General features: G+C 65.0%; 18 protein-coding genes. 12 read left to right on the forward strand and 6 right to left on the reverse strand.

Features of this window, described 5'->3' with window-relative positions; genetic code table 11:
* Positions 1 to 57: 57 nt before the first annotated feature.
* The gene (locus tag DNX69_RS26230) at positions 58 to 309 is read right to left on the reverse strand and encodes a hypothetical protein (RefSeq protein WP_165825177.1); all 252 of its coding nucleotides are present in this window, start codon (positions 307 to 309) and stop codon (positions 58 to 60) included.
* Here DNX69_RS26230 and DNX69_RS04475 point away from each other — a divergent pair.
* From DNX69_RS04475 to DNX69_RS04485, 3 genes are read left to right on the forward strand one after another with little or no spacing between them, the layout of a single operon-like run.
* Complete coding sequence (locus DNX69_RS04475; protein ID WP_165825178.1) at positions 301 to 1,221, forward strand: glycosyltransferase; 921 nt, start codon at positions 301 to 303, stop codon at positions 1,219 to 1,221. The two genes, DNX69_RS26230 and DNX69_RS04475, sit on opposite strands and share 9 nt — an antisense overlap.
* 5 nt (positions 1,222 to 1,226) lie before the next feature.
* Positions 1,227 to 2,144: a glycosyltransferase family 2 protein gene (locus DNX69_RS04480; RefSeq protein WP_110784776.1), complete on the forward strand. Its 918-nt coding sequence runs from the start codon at positions 1,227 to 1,229 to the stop codon at positions 2,142 to 2,144.
* Between the two features lie 24 nt (positions 2,145 to 2,168).
* Complete coding sequence (locus DNX69_RS04485) at positions 2,169 to 3,026, forward strand: class I SAM-dependent methyltransferase (RefSeq protein WP_133255965.1); 858 nt, start codon at positions 2,169 to 2,171, stop codon at positions 3,024 to 3,026.
* A gap of 99 nt (positions 3,027 to 3,125) precedes the next feature.
* On the opposite strand, the gene DNX69_RS04490 is transcribed toward DNX69_RS04485, so the two are convergent.
* The 3 genes from DNX69_RS04490 to DNX69_RS04500 form a co-directional block, all read right to left on the reverse strand.
* Positions 3,126 to 4,070 carry a hypothetical protein gene (locus tag DNX69_RS04490; protein WP_110784778.1) on the reverse strand — a complete coding sequence of 315 codons (945 nt, stop codon included), beginning with the start codon at positions 4,068 to 4,070 and terminating at the stop codon, positions 3,126 to 3,128.
* A gap of 242 nt (positions 4,071 to 4,312) precedes the next feature.
* Entirely contained in the window at positions 4,313 to 5,881 is a 1,569-nt protein-coding gene (locus DNX69_RS04495; protein WP_110784779.1) for a substrate-binding domain-containing protein, read from the reverse strand.
* Between the two features lie 343 nt (positions 5,882 to 6,224).
* Complete coding sequence (locus DNX69_RS04500; protein ID WP_133255966.1) at positions 6,225 to 7,157, reverse strand: peptidylprolyl isomerase; 933 nt, start codon at positions 7,155 to 7,157, stop codon at positions 6,225 to 6,227.
* Between the two features lie 276 nt (positions 7,158 to 7,433).
* Here DNX69_RS04500 and DNX69_RS04505 point away from each other — a divergent pair, with 276 nt between their 5' ends.
* From DNX69_RS04505 to DNX69_RS04520, 5 genes are all read left to right on the forward strand, one after another.
* Positions 7,434 to 9,638, forward strand: a complete 2,205-nt coding sequence (locus DNX69_RS04505) for a glycosyl hydrolase family 28-related protein (RefSeq protein ID WP_165825179.1) — start codon at positions 7,434 to 7,436, stop codon at positions 9,636 to 9,638.
* A 173-nt stretch (positions 9,639 to 9,811) separates the two neighbouring features.
* On the forward strand, positions 9,812 to 10,867 hold the full coding sequence (locus DNX69_RS04510) for an SGNH/GDSL hydrolase family protein (RefSeq protein ID WP_133255967.1): 1,056 nt from the start codon (positions 9,812 to 9,814) through the stop codon (positions 10,865 to 10,867).
* Positions 10,864 to 11,298: an SxtJ family membrane protein gene (locus tag DNX69_RS04515; protein WP_110784783.1), complete on the forward strand. Its 435-nt coding sequence runs from the start codon at positions 10,864 to 10,866 to the stop codon at positions 11,296 to 11,298. The genes DNX69_RS04510 and DNX69_RS04515 overlap by 4 nt, the downstream gene beginning before the upstream one ends.
* A 7-nt stretch (positions 11,299 to 11,305) precedes the next feature.
* Positions 11,306 to 11,458 (forward strand): DUF5989 family protein, encoded by a 153-nt coding sequence (locus DNX69_RS26235; protein ID WP_165825180.1) that lies wholly within the window; start codon positions 11,306 to 11,308, stop codon positions 11,456 to 11,458.
* 13 nt (positions 11,459 to 11,471) lie between these two features.
* Positions 11,472 to 13,313 carry a carbamoyltransferase family protein gene (locus tag DNX69_RS04520; RefSeq protein WP_110784784.1) on the forward strand — a complete coding sequence of 614 codons (1,842 nt, stop codon included), beginning with the start codon at positions 11,472 to 11,474 and terminating at the stop codon, positions 13,311 to 13,313.
* 219 nt (positions 13,314 to 13,532) lie between these two features.
* Here DNX69_RS04520 and DNX69_RS04525 read toward each other — a convergent pair whose 3' ends face one another.
* Positions 13,533 to 14,288 (reverse strand): class I SAM-dependent methyltransferase, encoded by a 756-nt coding sequence (locus DNX69_RS04525; protein WP_165825181.1) that lies wholly within the window; start codon positions 14,286 to 14,288, stop codon positions 13,533 to 13,535.
* A gap of 19 nt (positions 14,289 to 14,307) precedes the next feature.
* Entirely contained in the window at positions 14,308 to 15,672 is a 1,365-nt protein-coding gene (locus tag DNX69_RS04530) for a hypothetical protein (protein WP_133255968.1), read from the reverse strand.
* Between the two features lie 298 nt (positions 15,673 to 15,970).
* Between DNX69_RS04530 and DNX69_RS04535 the strand changes: the two genes are divergently transcribed.
* The 4 genes from DNX69_RS04535 (at position 15,971) to DNX69_RS04550 (ending at position 20,485) form a co-directional block, all read left to right on the forward strand.
* Positions 15,971 to 16,957 (forward strand): NAD-dependent epimerase/dehydratase family protein, encoded by a 987-nt coding sequence (locus DNX69_RS04535; RefSeq protein WP_110784787.1) that lies wholly within the window; start codon positions 15,971 to 15,973, stop codon positions 16,955 to 16,957.
* Between the two features lie 44 nt (positions 16,958 to 17,001).
* Positions 17,002 to 18,258 carry a glycosyltransferase family 4 protein gene (locus DNX69_RS04540; RefSeq protein WP_110784788.1) on the forward strand — a complete coding sequence of 419 codons (1,257 nt, stop codon included), beginning with the start codon at positions 17,002 to 17,004 and terminating at the stop codon, positions 18,256 to 18,258.
* Between the two features lie 46 nt (positions 18,259 to 18,304).
* Entirely contained in the window at positions 18,305 to 19,624 is a 1,320-nt protein-coding gene (locus DNX69_RS04545; protein ID WP_165825182.1) for an acyltransferase family protein, read from the forward strand.
* Between the two features lie 159 nt (positions 19,625 to 19,783).
* Positions 19,784 to 20,485, forward strand: a complete 702-nt coding sequence (locus tag DNX69_RS04550; RefSeq protein ID WP_110784790.1) for an FkbM family methyltransferase — start codon at positions 19,784 to 19,786, stop codon at positions 20,483 to 20,485.
* Positions 20,486 to 20,574 lie beyond the last annotated feature (89 nt).

Genomic DNA, 20,574 nt, shown 5'->3' on the forward strand with positions numbered 1-20,574 from the left:
CATCACATAGCTTGACTACATCCGTCTCCGGCAGGACAGGGGCGGCGGATGCGTGTTCTAAGAGTTCTGGGCAGCCTCGACCCGGCGACGGGTGGCCCTCCCAGCGTCTTCAGCGCCGCGGTGATCGCCACCGCGGCGGCGGATACCTCGATCGAATGCCTCACTCTGCGCACGCGCGGCCGTGACATCGCCGGATTCCCCGATCATCGGCGCCTGGTGGCCCGCGGCATCGCGGTTCACGCCACGGGCGGCCTGTTCGGTGCCGGATTGTTTCTGCTGCGGCACGTCCGCCGGTTCGACGTGATCCACGTCGACGGGTGCTGGGTGCCGATCAGCATTCTTGCCGTCGCGCTCGCCAGGCTGTCCGGTCGTCGCAGCGCCGTGACACCGCACGAGACGCTGACCTACGAGGAGCGGCGACGGACCCGATCACGGGTACGAAAACAGATCAAGCGGCTGATCGTCTGGTTCTACGTCAAGCTGTGCGACTGCGTGATCTATTCATCAGCGCTCGAAGCGCGGGATTCGCCCGGCCACCGGATGGCGGTGGTGATCCCCCATCCGGTCTACGACGATCTGGAATCGGCGCCGCCTCGTGGCGTGCGCAACGGTTTCGCCACGGCCGGACAGATCCGGTTCGGCTATCTCGGCCGCTTTCACCCCAAAAAGCATCTCGAACACATTATTTCCGCGGCGGTGCGCGCCAAGCGAAGCCAGCTTGTGCTCGCCGGCAGTGGCGACAGAGATTATGAGAGCGAGCTTCGCGCCCTGGACGACGGCAGCGGCCGGATCAGCTGGATCGGCTTCGTGACCGGCCAGCGCCGTGAGCAGTTCTTTCGCGAAGTGGATTTCGTGGTGCTGGCATCCGAGTACGAGTGCTTCGGCATGGCGGCGGCCGAGGCATTGGTTCGCGGCATTCCCGCGATCGTTACGAAACGGGTCGGCGTTGCGGACGATGTCGCCGAAACCGGCAGCGGCATCGTGATTTCAACCGGCGCCGATGCGCTGCTCGATGCATTCGAGATGTGCTGCATCCTCGCCCCCGAGCGCTATGTGGAGCTGCAGCGCAACGCGCTGAGAGCCGCAGCGAGATACGGCTATTCGTCGCACGGGTTTGCGCAGGCCTCGCTCTATCGCCGGTTGCTGGAGCTCCCCGAGCCGGATGGCACATCGCTCTCCCGCAGCCGCAACGCGGCGGCCGAGCATATCCGATCGAGGTAGCCGACATGTCCCTCGCCGTGATCGTGCTGACCTTCAACGAGGAACGCCACATTGCGCGGGCATTGCGATCCGTCGCACCGATCGCGTCCGAGATTTTCGTCGTCGATAGTTATTCGACCGACCGCACCGCCGAGTTGGCCAAAAGCCACGGCGCGACTGTGCTCGAGCACGAATTCATCAACTACGCCAAACAGTTTCAGTGGGCGCTCGACAATCTGCCGATCACCGCCTCGTGGATCATGCGGCTCGACGCCGACGAGATCATCGAGCCCGACCTGGCGGTGCGAATTCGCAGTGAGCTTCCTGCGCTGCCCGCCGATGTCGCCGGCGTCACGCTGAAGCGCAAGACGATGTTTCTCGGCAAGTGGGTCCGACACGGCGGCCGATATCCCATGCTGCTGCTGCGGATCTGGCGGCGCGGCCAGGGACGCATCGAGAGCCGCTGGATGGACGAGCACATGGTGGTTTGGGGAGGCAAGACGGTCGTGTTCGATGGCGGCTTCGCCGACGACAACCTCAACGACCTGACGTTCTTCATCGACAAGCACAACAAATATGCCACGCGCGAGGCGATCGACATCATCAACCAGCGTCGGCGCTTCCTGCCCCGGGACGGCGACGGCGCCGGCTCGGAAAAGAGTTCGTTGCAGGCCGATTTCAAGCGCTTCGTCAAAGAGAAGATCTACAACCGGACGCCGTATCTGATCAGCGCTTCCGGTTACTTCCTGTACAGGGTGGTGTTTCGTTTCGGCTTTCTCGACGGCAAGCGAGGCCTGCTCTACCACGCATTGCAGGGGCTTTGGTACCGGCTGCTGGTCGGCGCCAAGGTCGACGAGCTCGAGACTGCGCTCGCCGGTCTGGACGACCCCGCGGCAATTCGCGCCGAGATCCGCCGACGCACCGGATTTCGCCTCGACCTCTAGCGCGTTCAATTGGAGCGACCGACAGTGTCCAACGAATCAGGCCAGGCCAGCCTTCGCACGACCGCCGCCCGGCCCTCCGTCGACGCCGCGCCAGGGCCCCACCTCGCGGCGTCTGCGCAGGCGCTGGACAGGGTTCAGGCCGGGACGGCCACGGCGGTGATCGTCAACCTCGGTTGCGGCACCAAAACTTCGGAGCGGTGCATCAACGTCGACTTTTCGATGTACGCGTTGCTGCGCAGGAATTCCTGGCTCCTGCCGCTGGCGACGCCGGTGATCGGGCGCGAACGTGCCGACCGCGTCCGCGCGATGCGCGGCCCGGTGATCCGGCACAATCTCGCCCGTGGAATTCCGTTCGCGGACCGCTACGCCGATGCGGTTTATCATTCGCACGTGATGGAGCATATTCCACGCCAAGCGGTGGTCAGCTTCCAGAGGGAGGTACTGCGAGTTCTCAAGCCGGGCGGGGTCCAGCGGATCTGCCTGCCCGACCTCGAGCATCTCGTGCGCGACTATGAACGGTCACTCGCCGCAGACGATCTCACCGACACGGCGGCACAGCGGCACGACGCCTCGGTGGCCGCGATGTTCGAGCAGTGTGTCCGGCAGGAGCCGGCAGGTGTGGGTCGCAAGCCCGGCTTTGGTCCTCGGCTGCAGAAGCTGGTGTTGGGCGATGCGCGCGCCCGCGGCGAGATCCACCGCTGGATGTGGGACCGGGTGAACATCCGAACGGTGCTGCGCGAAGCCGGGTTCACCGAGATCACGGTTCGAAGCTGGAACGACAGCGCGATCGAGAGCTGGGCCGCCACCGGGCTGGAAGTCGACGGCAGCGGAGGCGAGTACAAGCCGAATTCGCTGTACATCGAATGCCGCCGGCCAGTGTGAGGCGGCGAACAGTCCGCTCGTTCTGCACCGGCGCGGTTTCCGGACGAGCGACTGCGGAATAGCCCTCCCGGCGACCAGCGTCGCTGGACTCCGCGCTGATCAGCGCTTCTTGAGCACGAACCGGACCTTGTTGGCGAACAGATCCTCGTCGGAGTAGCCGGCAAGCTCGGCGCGGCGCTGAGGCGTCAGATAGTGCGCGCCGAGTCGATGATATGAATCGACCTCTTCAAGGATCTCGAAGCACCGCTCGAACATGCGTCGATAATCGCTTCGGCGCAGCTCGTTCAGATAGGTGTCGGCCGGCCGCGCCTGCCCGACGAGATGCCCCCAGGGTGGCGTACGGCCGTCGAGCGGCTCGTTGACGCGGTGCGGATACCAGTCGAGATCGTGACCGCCGGAGATGCCGGTGAAAATCATCGGCGCGATGATCGCCAGCGAGTCCCTGCGCATGCGCTCGGCCATCATGTCGAGCAGCGGCGGAATCCGATCCGGCGGAATGTGTTCGAAGACGTCTTCGGACAGCACCAGATCGAGCTCGCGCGGGATCGCTGACCAGGCGGCAGCAGCGGAGGCGTCGCCGCTCAGGAGCCGACGCGCGTCGAATGGGCGCCCCTCGCCGTACCGTGACCGCAGGACCGACGACAGCTTGCGATACTCCGACGGATCGAAGATCACCCGCCTGACCAGCGACTTCGCGGTGCGAACCATTCCGTTGGCCCGCAGCAACCTCACGATCCGCGGCAAATCGAGACGGTAGACCGGCTCGTCCAGATCGATCCCGACGGCGTCGGTGCCGATAAAGCTCAGCGCGATCAGCCGGAACGGGCGCTGACCGTAGCCGATCTCGAGCGCGGTGGCGGTGGCGAGCCGTTTGCCGCCATTTCGGAGCAGCACGTCTTCGTACAATGCGAGGTCGTCGAGAATGACGTCGAAGTTGTCGGCCGCGCGCAGCCGGGCGACGTGCATGCCGAGCACCCCGGCCAGATACAGCATGCGTCCGATCGGTCCGATCCGGTCGTCCTGCGAATTCGATTGTTGGCTCATCTTGGATCAACTCGTTGGCGCGGCAGCGGCGTCGCGCCGCAGGTGCTTTCGGCCATCGCCGTCCGCAGCCGCCGTCACGATGGAAGCGTCGTGCCCCACCACACTAGCATTTGCATTGCGACGTTCTCGTTGCCCTGAGAAGTTCGCGCAGACCAGCCGAGGCGCTGAAAATGGAACGTGCACCCGGCGAGCCGGGTGCACGCGATCATTGTAAGCGGCCGTTTTTGGCCGTGCGGCCGAGATCAGGTCGCGCCGACCTTGCCGACGCACTGATTACCCGGGTTGTTTTCCCAGGTGTTCTGCGGGCGGTAGTTGTCGTTCCCGAGCAGGTTATAGATCTCGGTCAGCCAGACGTTCGGGACCTTGACCAAGCCGTTGGAGTTGATGATCGCTTCCACGGCCGAGCTGCCGTACAGACCGAACAGGACGTCGGCGATCTGGACCGGCATGTTGGCGCCCGAGTTGTAGCACTGATACAGCTCGAGCCACGAGAAGCCGGCGATCGGATACGCGGCCTGCAGGGTCGGGTTCGGCATCACGCCCTGGAGGCTCCAGGCCAGCGGATTGCCGATGCTGGTGCTGTCGAACACGGGGGTGACCGAGCTCAGCGCCGCAGCGGTCGCGGCGAGGGTCGGCGCCACGAAGCTCGGCGTGCCCGACGAGTTAGTGCTGACGTCCCATTCGTTCTGCAGGTTGGCGGTGATCGGCCCGGTCGGCACCGCCGGCTGGGTGAAGTCAGGCGAGACGTAACCGATCGCGCCGTTGGTGTTGACCACTTGATTGGTCAGCGCCTGGCTGCCGTTCACGCCGGGGTTGGTGAACGCGGCACCGGTCGGCACCGGGTTGGAGCTGCCGCAGACCGTCGCGAACTGATCCGGCCAGTTGACGCGGTTGGCACCGCGCGGCAGCGCCGGACACACCGACTGGTCACCCCACGGGAAAGCGTAGGACACGGTCGGGGTGCCGGAGACGTTGTAGTCCGGACCGGTGACCGTCGCGCACTGCGCGACCAGCGCCTGCGTGAACAGGAAGTTGGTGCCGGAGCCGTCGAAGCGGTGCACGACGGTGATCTGGCCCGACCCCATCGCCACGCCGCCGTTCGACGCCGTCAGCAGCGGGTTGTCCCAGGTGGTGATCTTGCCGGCGAAAATGCCGCACATCGCCTGCCGGGTGATGTTGATCGAGCTGGTCGAACCCGACACGGCCGCGCCGTTCTGGTTCAGCGGGCTGCCCGCGCCGTCCTTGCCGTTGAGCACGATGGTGACCGCACCGCCGACGCCCGGCAGCTGGATCATGTTGCCGTACTTGCTCTTCGGACCGTTCGGAGCTTCCCAGGCAATCTGGTCGGCGAGGTTCCAGACGTCGTCGCTGCCCGAGAAGTGATAGCCGGCCGACTGGGGATAGGGGTAGTCCGGAATCTGGCCCGAGGTGTACGGGATGGTGGTGCTGATCGGATTGGTCAGCGTGTTGTTGTTGTTGGCCTTCAGCGCGGACTTGCCGTTACCGGAACCGGTCGGCGCGTAGTAAACGAAGATGTAGCCCTTGCCGGTCGCGGTGCCGTAAGGCGCCGAGGGGCAGTTCGAGTTGATCGTCCGCGGGCCGGGCCCCTTCACGTTATCGTACCCGAGCGGATGATACTGACAGTCGAACACTTCGCGATAGGCGATCGACGGGAAGCTGGCGCCGCCGCCGATGATGTTGATGTAGAAGCCCGGATCCGGATACGGATCGGCGGGACCCGCAGCTTGGGCGGGAGCGGCACCCAGGCCGACGATGGCCGAGGTGATGAGTAAATAGCCGAGACGGCGCATGGAAAAACCTCCAGGTTATCTGATCTCTTTGAAGATGACTGATGTCGCCCCCGCCCCGGGGTTTGAAGCCGGCTAGGGTGAACACATCGTAGCTGGCAATTATGATATTCACGTCTTCGATTTGTGACTTATGTTATCACGAACACCGCATCGTCTCATATGACGTGGACGAAACGGTCAAACGATCGCTACGCCGCATAGCGGCCCGCAACCGTTGGTGGCGGTCAGGAACCGGAACCCGTGCATGCGCAATGGCAACGGGGGTTCGTTCGCGGCGAACGTCGCGGAATCAGCCGACGACGGCGCGGAACGACGCGCCCGATCCGCGGACTCGACGCCGGTGCTAAGGCTTCGGCGCAGCGTCGGCCTGAGTGGGCTTGACGTCCAGCCGTTCGATCCTGGCGTTGGCACGCAGCCGTTCGATCAGCGCCGTCTGCGCCTGCTTGGCCAAGTTCATCTCGATCCGCTCGCGCACCTTCTGGAACTCCGGCTTGGGGAGTTCGTGCTCGCCGTCGACCATGATGAGATGCCAGCCCGCGGCGGTCCTGATCGGACGCGACACCTTGCCTCGCTCCAGCGTGTAAGCGACGTCGGCGATGTCCTTGCCCATCATCGCGCGCGTGACGAAGCCGCGGTAGCCGCCGTTTTTCTTTGTGGTGGGATCCTCCGACAGCTCCCGCGCGACGACGTCGAACGCTTCGCCTTTGGCGATCCGCGCATAGGCGGCTTCGGCCTTCTGCGCGGCAGCTTCGACAGCGCCCTGATCCGACTTCGCTGCGAACGGCGGGATGATGAAGTCGAGCATGTGGAGCTTCAACTGCGGCTCCTTCGTCATCGACGCGATCAGGTTATCGTAGGTCTTGCGCACCGCGGCTTCGTTCACCGCGTCGTCGCCCGCGGCCTTGAGCATCTGCTCCATGACGATGCGATTGCGCGCGATCGTCACGCGGCGCTCGATCTCCGCCTGCTCCGACGCCGATCGGGCGGGCGCCGCCTTCGCGAACAGGACGGTGTCGATCATGAAGTTGATCACATCGTCGCGACGGCCTTCGGGTTGCATCGACAGATTGCGGCCCATCGCGCGATCGGCGGCCTGCAGGTCGCTCTCCCGGATCTCGACGCCGTCCACCCGGGCCACGACGGGATCGTCCGCCTGGCCCTGAGGCGCCGGCGCCGCCGCGCGGGCGTTGCGGAGATCGGCGGTGAAGACAGCCGTCAGCGCCACCGCCATGGCGGTTCCGCGAAGGAAGATACCGAGCAGGGTGCGCATGCGCATGGCGAAAGTCCTCTCCGACATCACTGACCAGACCATTTCCACGGGCGCCACGGCGATCGCGCGGCCGGGTCACACAACTCACGCCTCGGGCTGATAGACCCCGATCGATAGGGGATCGCCGAGATGATGCCGGACGTTAAACTCGATAATTATAACATCCAAATGATCGCCACAGTATGGTCTGACGATACGGACCGGACGACGAAAGTCGCGCGGCAGGCACGACGCCATGCCCACAGGGGCACGGTGTCCCGACCGTTACGTCGAGAGCCGGTGTTGTGGTGGGTCCTCCGGCGAGCGTTGCCGCTGCTCGTCGCCATTCTGGCCTGCAACGAGGTGGCGGCGGCAACGGCGATCTTTTGGTTCAACGATCCGGTCGGTCCCGATCAGACGGTCCTGGTCACCGGCGCCGATCTCGACCAGGTCAGCAAGGTCACGGTCGGCCGTATCCCGGACTCCGGCGGCTCGCCGCCGGAGAACAAGACGGTCGAAATCCTGCAGCAGGATGCGCAATCGTTGAAGGTCGTGGTGCCGGCGGAGTTTGCGCCCGGAATCTTCGCTCTCGAACTGTCGTCACCGGACGGCCGGATCGGCATCCGGGCCAACCTGCCGACGGTGTATTGGATTCAGGGCGATCTCGGCACGGCGGCGTCGCCGGGCGGCTGGCTGCGGGCGTTCGGGCGCAACATCCTGCGGAGCAGGGATCGCGCGCGGCTCGACCTGATCGACGACCGCAGCCCCGGCAACACGGTGATATCGCTGCGGCCCAGCGACGGCGATCTCTGGCAGTCCCATGTCGCGATCCCAAGCGATCTCGCGCCGGGCCGTTACCGATTGCGGCTGTCCAATGGTGACGGTGGCGACAGCGCCACGATCGACGCCGGGACGCTCGAGATCCAGCCGCGCCGGGCTTTCACCGCAACGTCGTTCGACATTCGCGCCTATGGCGGCAACGGCGACGGCCGGAGCGACAACACCATGGCGATGGGCCGCGCACTGGCGGCAGCGGCGCAGGCCGGCGGCGGCACCGTCTATCTTCCGCGTGGTCGCTATCTCGTTCGCGGCGCGATCGACGTTCCGCCGAACGTCACGCTCAAGGGCGAGGCCACCCATTTGGTGAACCTGGCGTGGCCGGACCTCGCCGACCCGCCCGAAGCGCTGATCAGCGGAACGACGCATTTCGCGATCGAAGATCTGACCATCTACGCCTCCAACCACAGGCACGTCATCGTTGGCGGATTCTCCGGGGGGAAAGCTGTACAAGAGGCGGCCGACATCGCGATCCGCCGGGTCCGCATTCGCGCATCGGCGTATCGCGGCCTGATGGATCCGGAGGCGACCTATCGCCGGATGCAGGACATCGAGCGGCAGTTTCCCAGCACGGGTCCCCACACCATCCGTCTCAGCGGGCGCCGACTCACCGTGACCGACAACGATGTTCTTGGATCGGGCAGCGCCCTGCTGCTGCTCGACGCCAGCGACGCGGTAATCGCGAGTAACATCATCGCCAACGGACGGTATGGTTGGTACTCGATCACGGGATCCAACCGGGTGATCTTCGAGAACAACACTGTCCGCGCAGCCGATCTGCAGGGCACAGGCGGCGGGATCAACACGCTGTTCAGCACGTTGAACGGCTCCGAAAACGTGTTCATCGGGCGCAACCGGTTCGAAGGCTTGTACGGCGCCGACCGCGAGGCAGTGACCGCGGACGGACCCGGCGGATTGTATCTCGGGCCCGCCAGGTCGATCGATCCGCAGCAATTGTCGCTGCAAAACATCCCCGTGCCGATGCCTGCCAGACCCGATTGGGCCGGCGCCGCGGTCATGGTGGTCGGGGGACACGGCGTCGGTCAAACCGCCCGCGTCGTGGGAACCGCGCGATCGGCGGACGCGACGGAGCGCCGGCTACGGCTCGACCGGCCGCTGCAAGTGCCGCTGGACCAGACCTCGATCGTCGACGTCACGCTGGCGCGCGAAAACTTCCTCATCGTCGGCAACCGCTTCGAGGATTGCGGTGTCGCCGCTCAGAGCTACGGCACCGGCCTCAACCATGTCATCGCCGACAACATTTCGATCCGCACCGGCGGCTTCTTCGCGATCGGTCTCGTGTATTCCCACGTCCAGCCGGGATGGCAGATCCAGCTGCTCGACAATCACATCGTCGAGGGCAACATCTATCGCGCCGGAACCAGCCGCGCGGTGCTGTCGGAAGAATCCGCGATCGGCGTACACGCTTATCGCATCGGAGCCGCGTCGAGCGAGACGGTACTGACACGGGCGGTGATCGTGCGCGGCAACCGGCTCGACGAAGACGCGCATCTCGAAATCAAGTCGGCGCCGTCGATCCACCCTGCGGTTCGCGACGTGGTGATCGAGGACAACGTCGTCGGCGCGTCGCGCATTGGAATCTATATCGACCGCGGCGTGACCGCGATCCTTCAACGTAACAATCTGATTGAGCGCAGGATTGGGAAATGACGTGAGACTGCGACGGCCCGTGTGATCGGTCGTCGTGACGTCCAGCGCCGAGCGATCACATCGCTGTAACATTACAACGATATTGACCCTACTTGCGGTGCATCATATCGCCCGCGCCCGAGGCGCCCGATCGCAGCTCGCCTCGTCACGCCCTGACTGGACGGCTTGTTCGGATGACGTTGGCGCAAACGATACCGACCACGACTTCCCGCCGGGTGAAGATCATCGGCGCGGTCGCTATGCTGATCGTGCTGCTCGTCTCCGCGGAGATCGCCGCGTCGGCGTTCTACTATCTGGTCGTGAAGCCGCAGCTCGACGCCACCAAGGCCGAGCCGGGCCATTACTACCGGGCGTCCGACAACCCCCGCCTGGTCTACGAACTGATCCCGGGCTATCGGGGCAGTCACGACGGCCGCGATCTGCACATCAATTCGCTGGGGTTGCGCGGGCCGGAATTGTCTGCGGTCAAGGATCGCCCTCGGATCGCGATCCTGGGCGATTCCGTGACCTTCGGCATCTGGCACGCCGATGCCGAAGCGCTGCCGCATCTCACCGGCGTCGAACTGCAGAACGGCTGTGGCCGCGGCGCCGAGGTGCTGAATCTCGGCGTTCCAGGCTACGGCGCGCAGGAGATCCGCGAGCAGTTCCAGGTCAAGTCGGCAGCCACCTCGCCCGACGCTGCGGTGTATCTACTCAACCTCAACGACTTCGCACGCCGCGAGACGCCGTATGAGGGCGCCGACGCCGGTCTGTACCGGATGTATCATCCGCCGCTGCTCAAGCTGCCGTTCTTCATCCGCAAGGTTGCTTACCGGTTCGAGAAGGGCACCCTGCTCGGCGGCATGAATCCGACGTTGCAATGGTATCGCTGGCTGATCGGGGGCACCAGCCAGCAGACCTTCGATGACATTGCAGCGATGGCCGCTTTCGCCAAGAGCCGTGGCATCAGCTTCGCGGTGTTCGTACTGCCGTCGGGCCTCGCGCTGGAAGGGGGCACCAACGCCTTGGCCGACGAACACAAGGCGATCGCCGAAGCATTGCAGGCGCGCGGCATCACCGTGGCCAGCGACGCCAGCGGCTTCATCAGCACGCCAAGCCTATTCGATCCCACCGATCATCTGACCGGGCCCGGCAATCACCTCGCCGCGGCCGAGCTGGCGATGTTCATCCGCCGCTCGTTCCCCGGCGTCGCCGCGAGAATGAACTGCCAAGCCGCCGGTGTGCAATGAGCAGCAATCGCTTCCACGAGACCCTGAAGCGGGCGGACGATGTCCGCATCGGCTCGAACCGCAGCTTCGGCTTCGTGTTCACCGCGGTGTTCTTGATCCTCGCGCTGCTGCGCTTCCGCCACGGCCTCGACCTGTGGATGTCGGTCTGGCTCGGTGCCTCGGCCGCAACTCTGGCAGTCACGCTGATCGCGCCGCGGCTGCTCGGCCCGTTCAACCGGCTCTGGTTCAGGTTCGGCCTGCTGCTGCACAGAATCGTCAGTCCCCTGGTGATGGGGCTGATCTTCTTCGGCGTCGTGACGCCGACGGCGATGGTGATGCGGCTGCGCGGCAAGCGGCCGCTGAACCTCGCTTTCGACCCCGAAGCGACCACCTACTGGATCGCTCGCGATCCGCCCGGGCCGCAACCAGCCACTTTCCAAAACCAGTTCTGAGGCAGTCATGGCGAGCTTGATCGGCGAATTGTGGGCCTTCATGAAAGTCCGGCGCAAGTTCTTCCTGGCACCGATCGTCGTGATGGCCATCGTGTTCGGCGGCCTGCTGATCCTGACTCAGGGTTCGGCGATCGCGCCCTTCATCTACACGCTCTTCTGAGGGCGATGATCTCATGCGCGTGCTCGGCATTTCCGCCTACTATCACGACTCCGCCGCCGCCCTGGTGGTCGACGGACACATCGTGGCAGCGGCACAGGAGGAACGTTTCACGCGCAAGAAGCACGATTCCGGCTTCCCCGACCATGCCGTCGCCTATTGCCTCGATGCGGCCGGCCTGTCGCTGGCCGATGTCGACTACGTCGCGTTCTACGAGAAGCCGTTCCTGAAATTCGAGCGCCTGCTCGAGACCTACGTCGCCTTCGCGCCGCGCGGCTTCGAGTCGTTCCGGATGGCGATGCCGCTGTGGATGAAGGAAAAGCTGATGCAGAAGCGGCTGCTCAGCGAGCAGCTCCGCAAGCGCGACGCGCTTCCCGCCGACGTCCTGGACGGCAAGCTGCTGTTCTCCGAGCATCATCTCAGCCACGCCGCGAGCGCATTCTATCCCTCGCCGTTCCGCGAGGCGCTGATCCTGACCATGGACGGCGTCGGCGAGTGGCCGACCACGTCGGTTGCGATCGGTCGCGACCACCGGATCGAAGTCACCAAGGAAATTCATTTCCCACATTCGCTCGGGCTGCTGTATTCGGCCTTCACCTACTACACCGGCTTCAAGGTCAACTCCGGCGAGTACAAGGTGATGGGCCTCGCACCCTATGGCGAGCCGCGCTTCGTCGACACCATCATGTCGAACGTCGTCGACGTGAAGGACGACGGCTCGTTCAGGTTGAACCAGGACTATTTCAACTACTGCACCGGCCTGACGATGTCGAACGACCGTTTCGCGGCGCTGTTCGGCGCGCCGGTGCGTTCGGCGGACCAGCCGCTGACGCAATTCCACATGGACGTGGCGGCGTCGGTGCAGGCGGTCACCGAGGAGATCGTGCTGCGGCTGTGCCGCTCGCTGCGCCGGGAATACGGCCTGTCGAAGCTGTGCCTCGCTGGCGGCGTCGCGCTCAACTGCGTCGCGAACGGCAAGGTCTGGCGCGAAGGCATCTTTTCGGACATCTGGGTGCAGCCGGCGGCGGGTGACGCCGGCGGCGCGCTCGGCGCTGCGCTCGCTGCCTATCACGGCAATTTCGAGAAGCCGCGGGTCGTCACGAACGAGCTCGACGCAATGTCCGGAAGTTATCTCGGCCCCGGGTTCAGCCAACCCGAGATCGAAACGCGGCTCGGCAGCGTCGGCGGACGTTTCACCGTGCTGGACGACGACGCCCTGATCGACGAAACGGTTCAGGCGCTGATCGACGAGAAGGCGGTCGGCTGGATGCAAGGGCGCATGGAGTTCGGCCCGCGCGCGCTCGGCGGTCGCTCCATCCTCGGCGATCCGCGCAGCCCCACGATGCAGAAGACCCTGAACCTGAAAGTGAAGTACCGCGAGTCGTTTCGCCCGTTCGCGCCTTCGGTGCTGCGCGAGGACGTCCAGGACTGGTTCGACTACGACGACGACAGCCCGTACATGCTGATGGTCGCCGACGTCGCCGCGCGCCATCGCAAGACCATGAGCGAGGAGGAGAAGGCGCTGTTCGGCATCGACAAGCTCAACGTGCCCCGCTCGACCATTCCGGCCGTCACGCATGTCGATTATTCGGCGCGAATTCAGACGGTGCACAAGGAAACCAATCCCCGTTATCACCGGTTGATCTCGCGCTTCAAGGAGCGCACCGGGTGCCCGGTGCTCGTCAACACCAGCTTCAACGTACGCGGCGAGCCTATCGTGTGCTCGCCCGAGGATGCGTTTCGCTGCTTCATGGGCAGCGAGATCGAACTGCTGGTGGTCGGAAATTGCATTCTGCGCAAGCCGGATCAGGATCCGAAACTGAAGCTGAATTACGAGACCGCGTTCGAACTGGACTAGCCGCCCTCCCATCGATCGACCGCACAGAGATCGCTACCAGGTTCTCCTGATGCGCGTCCCCCAAGCATCGTTCCCGATTCCGTCGAACGCAGAACGGCCCCGATTCGCACCGGCTCTGATCGTTTCGACCGATAGCCGGGTGCGCGGGTCGACGGACACCGTCGGATGCCGCAGGTTTCCGACCGAACCACCCGGTTTGACGAAAGTCGCCGACGCGGCTCAGCGCCCGCAGGCCGGCAGTCGATCGAACGACCAGACCGCCAGCCGTCGACCGGGGATCTGTGCGGAATCGTCGAGCCAATGGTCCGGTTCGGGAAACCGGAACGGCGCCAGCCGCAGGTTGAGCACGCGGTAATCGCCGCAGCGGATGTCGGCGTTGAACAGTGTCGAGGCGTCGGTCGTGGCGATCAGCCAACGTCGTCGCTTCGCCCCAACGTTTCGCAGCACGGCCGCAATCTCGGCGAAGCCGAGGTGAAACAACACCTCGCGGCACAGCACGGTGTCGGCGTCGGGCAAATCCCCGATCATGGCATCGCGGCAGTAGAAGCGCCGCCGCGCCGAGCCATGCATTTCGATGTTGCGCCTGACCACGCTCTCGACCACGTCGACGCCGATGTAGTCGATGCCGAGGTCGATCGCGCTCATCCAGGTCAGGTCGCCGCAGCCGACATCGAGCAGGGTCTCCGCTCCGATGGCTCGGAGCAGCGAAGGCAGTCCTTCGCGCACGCTCCTGGTCGCGGCGAGCGTCGAGCCGGTGCCGGACAGCGGCACGTCTCCGGTGCCGCCGGTCCACAGCCCGACGTCGTAGATTTCGCCGAACCGCGCGGCCAGCGTTCCATTGCGGAAGTGCCCGACCGAGAAGCCCTTGGCGCTCCGGACACTGTCGACCAGCCGGTGCATGGCGAGACGGGTCAGCGCATGTCGGACGACTTCCTTGGCGGTGCGATGGATCAGATGTCTGGCGGTGACCTGCATCGTCATTCTCTTCGAGGCCTCAGGCGGAGTGGTGCACCGGCTTCGCGGCCGCCGCGAACGCCCGGCGGCGCAGATGGAGATACATCAGAGCGGAACCGAGCAGATGGAAGCTCATTTCGCCGATCACGAAGGCGTAGATGCCGCAGGGTCCGATCATCGCGTAGCTGACGGCGATTCCGACCAGCGTGCTGACAGCGACGATCTTGGCGCTGGCGGCGTAGTCCGCCATCGCCGCCATCCCCTGGATCATGATCAGCAACGCCGAGATCGTCACGATCGACGGTGAATAGGCCGCCAGCAGATACGCGGCGTTGCTGAAGCCGTATCGCGGAACGGTCAGTGCCACCACGCAGGCCAGCAGCGTTCCCAGCGCCAGTGTCATCGCCGAAACGATCGACGTGACCTGCGAGCGAAGAATGGCGGACAGACCGAGATGCTCGCACGCTGCGGCACGCTCGACCAGTGCCGGAAAGTCCACGCGAGTGACGAATCCGACCAGCATCGTCATCGCGACCACGATCTGCTTGGCGTAGATGAACAGCGCCGTCGCTTCGGTGCCGAGAAACGCGGCGCTCAGCAGCAGCTGGGCGCGCAGGATGAGCTGGCCGGGGATGAATTGCAGCAGCAGCGCGAACCCGTCCTTCGCGGCTCGGACCACACCCTCGCGGCGGGGCCGGCTCCAGCGGGGACCACGGCCGAGGCGTATCAGCACGATCCATTGGGCAAGCACGGTCACCGCGTAGCCGAGCGAGAACGCAGCGCCGAGAACGAAGCCCGCCGTCTCCGGCGACGCATCCGCCATCAAGGCGAGCGCCAACGCCGAGGTCGCGAAGGCGATCGCCCCGGTCAGACCGCTCAGCCCGCTGAGCTTCAAGCCGTCGAGGATGCCGACCGCGTTCGCCGACCAGATCAGCAGGCCCGGGACGCTCGCCAGCAGATAGGTCCTGGAAAGCGGATCCGAGATCGGCAGCAGCGCCGTCACCAATGCGCCGGCAGCCACGACGACCGCTGTCGACAGCCGAACCACCGCGGTGTCCCAAAACAACCGCCAAATTGCGGTGCGCGATCCCTCGGCGGGCAATCTCGCGACCTGCCGCGCGAGCGTGGTGGTCGAACCCGCGTCGATTACGAAGATGCCGAGCATCAGGAACGAGAAATGCGTGCCGAATGCCGACAGCAGATCGAACTTGCCCTGCGCGAACAGCCATGTCTGCACCGCGAAGATCGCGCCCTGGCCGATGCCGTAGCCGCCGACCAGCAGTCCGACATTGGCGACGCGGCGCCATGGCTTCCGAGCCGGTTCCGGCGCTCGGACATGCGCCTTCACCGTCTCGTTGCTGTTGCCGAGGCGAAGGCCGCGCGCGCCCATCGAACCATCTCGCATGTTGTGATCCGACTCCGCCTGCTGCCGGGCAGGCGCCACGCCACAGTCGTCGCCCGCGGGTTCGGGTCGGCGCGGCCCTCCGTTTGACGATATCATCACGACAAACGAATGATACGTAAAAGACAGTTCGGTGATACAATAGACAATGAGCAACAGCTCAAACAACCGATACCCAACTGGTCTTTCTTGCATTCGGAATGAGCTTGCACCGAATTATAATAACCAGTATATCGCATCATATGATAACGTGATGTTCACTAGTTGATGGTGTCGCGTTCGAATGGTGAGGGGTGGTTCAATGAAGCGAGCTCTTGTTTGCGGCGCCGGCGGCTTTATCGGCAACCACCTCGTCACGGAACTCAAACGTGAAGGGTTCTGGGTTCGCGGCGCGGACCTGAAATATCCCGAGTACAACACCACCGATGCCGACGATTTCGCCATCGCCGATCTGCGGGACCCTGCCAATTGCCGCGCCATCATCGACGGCAGGTTCGACGAGATCTACCAGCTCGCCGCCGACATGGGCGGAGCTGGCTACATCTTCACCGGAGAGAACGACGCCCACGTTCTGCACAATTCGGCGATGATCAACCTGAACATCCTCGACGCCGCCAGCAAGCGCAATTGCCGGCGGATCTTCTACTCGTCGTCGGCCTGCATCTATCCGGATCACAATCAGCGCGATCCGCTGGCCCCGATCACCGCCGAGTCCAGCGCCTATCCGGCCAACCCCGACAGCGAATACGGCTGGGAAAAGCTGTTCAGCGAGCGGCTGTATCTCGCCTATCATCGCAACCTCGGTCTCGAGGTGCGGATCGCACGCTTCCACAACATCTTCGGACCGCTCGGTACCTGGACCGGCGGCCGCGAGAAAGCGCCGGCGGCGATCTGTCGCAAGGTCGCCGCCGCCCGCGACGGCGACGAGATCGAGATCTGGGGCGACGGCGAGCAGACCCGCTCGTTCCTCTATATCGACGAATGCCTGGCCGGCGTGCTCAAGCTGACCCGTTCGAACTATCTCGGGCCCGTCAATATCGGATCCGAGGAAATGGTCAGCATCAATCAGCTCGCCGACATGGCGATGGCGATCGCGGGCAAGACCCTGCACAAGCGCCACATTCCGGGTCCGACCGGGGTGCGCGGCCGCAACTCCGACAACCAACTGATCCGGCGTGTGCTCGATTGGGAGCCGTCGGCGCCGCTGATCGTCGGACTGGAGAAGACCTACCAGTGGATCGAGGCGCAGGTGCATGCGACCTCGAACGTCGACAGCATCGCGGCCTGACCGCCGCGACATCCTTCAAGCCGGCCGGTGGACGGGGCAAGTGCATGCGTATTTACGTCTGTGATTATTCCGGTCATCCGTTTCAGGTCCAGCTCAGCCGCGAGTTGGCGCGGCGCGGCAACCGCGTGGTGCACGCGTATTTTTCCGACTTTCAGACCCCGAAGGGGAGCCTGCAGCTCGGCCCCGGCGATCCCCCGACGCTGGAGATCACGCCGCTCAGCCTGGGCAGGCCGTTCTCGAAATACGGTCTGGTGAAGCGGCGCTTTCAGGAGATCCGCGTCGGGCGGCTGATCGCGCAGCGCATCGGCGAGTTCGAGCCGGACATCGTGATCGGCTGCAATCTGCCGATCGACGCCCTCGACGCGGTGGTGGCGCTCTGCGACCGGCAGCGGCGACCGTTCGTGTTCTGGCAGCAGGACATCTACAGCAAAGCGATCGGCGATCTGCTCGGCGAGCGTCTCGGCGTGGCAGGCCGGCTGATCGGGCGTTACTATCAAATGCTGGAGCGCAAGGCCGCGGCGCGCAGCTCCGCGATCGTGGTGATCGCCGACGATTTTCGGCACACGCTCGAAACCGAGTTCGGCGTCGACGGCCGCCGCATTCACACCGTCGAGAACTGGGCGCCTCTCGACGAGATATCGCCGCGGCCGAAGAGCAACGACTGGTCCCGTCGTCACGGCCTGGATGATTGTGACGTCGTGCTGTATACCGGCACGATCGGATTGAAGCACGATCCGGCGCTGATCCTCGAGGTGGCGAAATCGGTCGCGTTGCGCCCGCACACGCGGATGGTCGTGACCTCGGAGGGACGACACGCCGACTGGCTGACGCAGCAAGCCGCCGAGCTGCCGGGCGCGCCGCTGCTGGTCCTGCCGTTCCAGGATTTCAAATCGTACTCCGACGTGCTCGGCAGCGCCGACGTGCTGATCGCGATCCTGGAGAGCGACGCCGGGACGTTCTCCGTCCCGTCCAAGGTCCTCAGCTATCTGTGCTCCGGACGACCGATCGTACTGAGCGCGCCGCCCGCGAATCTCGCCTCGCGCACCATTCAGCGCGCCAATGCCGGTTACGCGGTGCCCGTCGGAGACGTTACCGGCTTCGTCGGCGCGATCGACGCCCTGCTCGACGATCCCGACCGCCGCAGCGCCTTCGGCGCCAATGGCCGCGCCTACGCCGAGCGCAGCTTCGACATCGGCAAGATCGCCGACCGGTTCGATGCGATCATCGGCTCGGTGCGCGCGGATCAGCGCAGGGACGCGCGGCGCGGCCGGGTCGATCTTCCCGCGCTCAGCCCGCGCTGAGCGGCTCGCTCTCGGAACGGCACGAATACAGCAAGCGGACGGCCTCATGAGCATATTGTCGGAGCTGCCCCAGCGACTGCGACGCGTGACGTCCGGCGGCGCCTACGTTCCCCAGATCGATGGGCTTCGATTTCTCTCAGTGATGCCGATCCTGTTCTTCCACTCCGGCCTGCGCGCCGGACGGATGATGCCGGATCCAGTCGCCGGCGAGGCGACGATCACGGCGTGGTTTCCGTTCGCCGGCTTCGCCGTGACGCTGTTCTTCTTCATCAGCGGCTACATCATCGCCTATCCGTTCCTCGCAGGACGACCGCCGAAGCTGTCGCACTTCTACAAGCGCCGCCTGCTGCGGCTCGAGCCGCCGTACTTCGTGGTGATGATCGGCTGCTTCGTCATCCTCAGCCTTTATACCCCGGTCAGCGCGCCGAACTTCACCTTCACCGAGGCTCCGCTGTGGCAGAGCCTGGCCGCGAGCCTGACCTACTCGCACGGACTCATTTTCGGCCAGAGCCCGCGGCTCAATCCGCCGGCCTGGACGCTGGAACGCGAGGTGCAGTTCTATCTGCTCGCTCCGTTTCTGATCATGGCGTATCTGTCGATCAAGAACCGCGCCCTGCGGCTTTGGTTCGGCGGCTTCGCGCTGCTGGCGCTGATCGTGCTCGGCGAGACGCTGCGGCACCAGCTTCCGTTCGAGCATCCGCTTCGGCATACCCTGTTCGGCGAGAGCTACGGCTTCATCCTCGGCGTCATGGTCTGCGACTATTCGGTCGCCGTCCGACCGTTCGAGCAGCCGCCGCGGCGACGCTACGACGTCCTGCTCGTGGTCGGATACATCGGCATGATGCTCACCGGCACCGCCGAACTCAGGAACATCCAGTTCGGCTATTCCGAACCCACCCTCGCAATCGCAACAGGCAGCCTCAACGCCTTCGCGCGGGCGAGTTGCATCTTCCTGGTGTTTCTCGGTGCCGCACGGGGCACAACTGGTCGCGTGCTGCTGGCATCGCCCTGGGTCGCGCTGATCGGCGGCGCCTGCTATTCGATCTATCTGCTGCATCTTCCGCTGATGCATGCGATGGCGGCGGCGCTGGAGCGCCAATTTCAGCCGGACTCCTTGATCGTCGCAACGGCGCTGTGCTGGGCGATCCTCGTCCCTGCCTGCATTGCCGTCGGCCTGATGTTCTACGCATTGATCGAGCGCCCGTGCATGCGCCCCAAATGGCCCTCCGAACTGGCGATGGCCGCTCGTCGCGTCCTGGCCAGCGTCCGCCGTCTCGGGCGACGTCAGGCGACGACGCCGAACGCCGCCGATGCGCAGCCGGTCGCGCTGGCTGTCACCGAACGATTGCACGAACGTGTCAATTAGATCCGGTCGTCGACCCGGACGCGCAGACGGTGGCCGCACGTTAGCCCCGGCATCCGCAGGGGCGATCGTCGATGCGGGAGCGGACCCATTCACAACTATCTGAAATACGCCCTCGCCGCCTGTCAGCCGGCGTTCTGGCCGGCGCTGCGGCGTCGGGTGATGCCGGCGCTGGAGCACGGCCGGCTGTTCGACGATATCGGGGTCGGCACGTTGATCGACGTCGGAGCCAACCGCGGGCAGTTTTCGCTGCTGGTGCGCCACCGCTTTCCGAACGCGCAGATCCACGCCTTCGAGCCGCTCGAGCCGGAACGCGAGCGGCTGCAGGCGGTGGTCTCCGCGCCGCTGACCTGTCATCCGGTCGCGCTCGGCGCGACCCGACGTCAGGCGACGTTTCACGTCACCTCCAAGCGTGACAGCTCGTCGCTGCTGCTCCCCGGCGCGGCTCAGCAGGCCGCCAGCGGCGTGACGCGGACCGGCTCGATCACCGTGCAGGTCGAACGGCTACCCGATGTGCTCGACGTCGCGGCGCTGCCGCGGCCGATCCTGATGAAACTCGACGTGCAGGGCGGCGAGCTCGACGTCATCGCGGGTTCAGCCAGCGTCCTGCCGCTGATCGACGCGATCTATACCGAAGTCTCGTTCGTCACGTTGTACGAACAGCAGCCGCTCGCCACCGAGATCACTACGTTTCTGGATCAGCACGGCTTCGCGCTACGCGGCGTCTACAATCACTTCTTCTCGCCGAGAATCGGGCCGACCCAAGCCGACTTCCTCTACGTCCGCTCGGCGCGGGCGCCGCGGGCAACGACTGGGGACGCCAACCGCGAAGTCGCCGCGAGCCTGGGCCACGAGCACGCCTGACGGCGCGGCCGGACGGATCGCCGACATCGGCCTGCCCCAGCCGATCCGCTCCGGAGCGTCCTCGCCTCGTTATCCGGGCTGATGTGGCG

It is taken from the genome of Rhodopseudomonas palustris, assembly GCF_003226555.1.
Taxonomy (GTDB): domain Bacteria; phylum Pseudomonadota; class Alphaproteobacteria; order Rhizobiales; family Xanthobacteraceae; genus Rhodopseudomonas; species Rhodopseudomonas palustris_I.

Excerpts from the sequence above, each read along its gene's own strand:
- DNX69_RS04520 (WP_110784784.1), top strand. The coding sequence starts at position 11,472 with ATGCGCGTGCTCGGCATTTCCGCCTACTATCACGACTCCGCCGCCGCC.
- DNX69_RS04535 (WP_110784787.1), top strand. The coding sequence starts at position 15,971 with ATGAAGCGAGCTCTTGTTTGCGGCGCCGGCGGCTTTATCGGCAACCAC.
- DNX69_RS04490 (WP_110784778.1), bottom strand. The coding sequence starts at position 4,070 with ATGAGCCAACAATCGAATTCGCAGGACGACCGGATCGGACCGATCGGA.
- DNX69_RS04525 (WP_165825181.1), bottom strand. The coding sequence starts at position 14,288 with ATGCAGGTCACCGCCAGACATCTGATCCATCGCACCGCCAAGGAAGTC.
- DNX69_RS04550 (WP_110784790.1), top strand. The coding sequence starts at position 19,784 with ATGCCGGCGCTGGAGCACGGCCGGCTGTTCGACGATATCGGGGTCGGC.
- DNX69_RS04515 (WP_110784783.1), top strand. The coding sequence starts at position 10,864 with ATGAGCAGCAATCGCTTCCACGAGACCCTGAAGCGGGCGGACGATGTC.
- DNX69_RS04500 (WP_133255966.1), bottom strand. The coding sequence starts at position 7,157 with ATGCGCATGCGCACCCTGCTCGGTATCTTCCTTCGCGGAACCGCCATG.
- DNX69_RS04495 (WP_110784779.1), bottom strand. The coding sequence starts at position 5,881 with ATGCGCCGTCTCGGCTATTTACTCATCACCTCGGCCATCGTCGGCCTG.
- DNX69_RS04480 (WP_110784776.1), top strand. The coding sequence starts at position 1,227 with ATGTCCCTCGCCGTGATCGTGCTGACCTTCAACGAGGAACGCCACATT.
- DNX69_RS04540 (WP_110784788.1), top strand. The coding sequence starts at position 17,002 with ATGCGTATTTACGTCTGTGATTATTCCGGTCATCCGTTTCAGGTCCAG.
- DNX69_RS04510 (WP_133255967.1), top strand. The coding sequence starts at position 9,812 with ATGACGTTGGCGCAAACGATACCGACCACGACTTCCCGCCGGGTGAAG.
- DNX69_RS26235 (WP_165825180.1), top strand. The coding sequence starts at position 11,306 with ATGGCGAGCTTGATCGGCGAATTGTGGGCCTTCATGAAAGTCCGGCGC.
- DNX69_RS04545 (WP_165825182.1), top strand. The coding sequence starts at position 18,305 with ATGAGCATATTGTCGGAGCTGCCCCAGCGACTGCGACGCGTGACGTCC.
- DNX69_RS04530 (WP_133255968.1), bottom strand. The coding sequence starts at position 15,672 with ATGCGAGATGGTTCGATGGGCGCGCGCGGCCTTCGCCTCGGCAACAGC.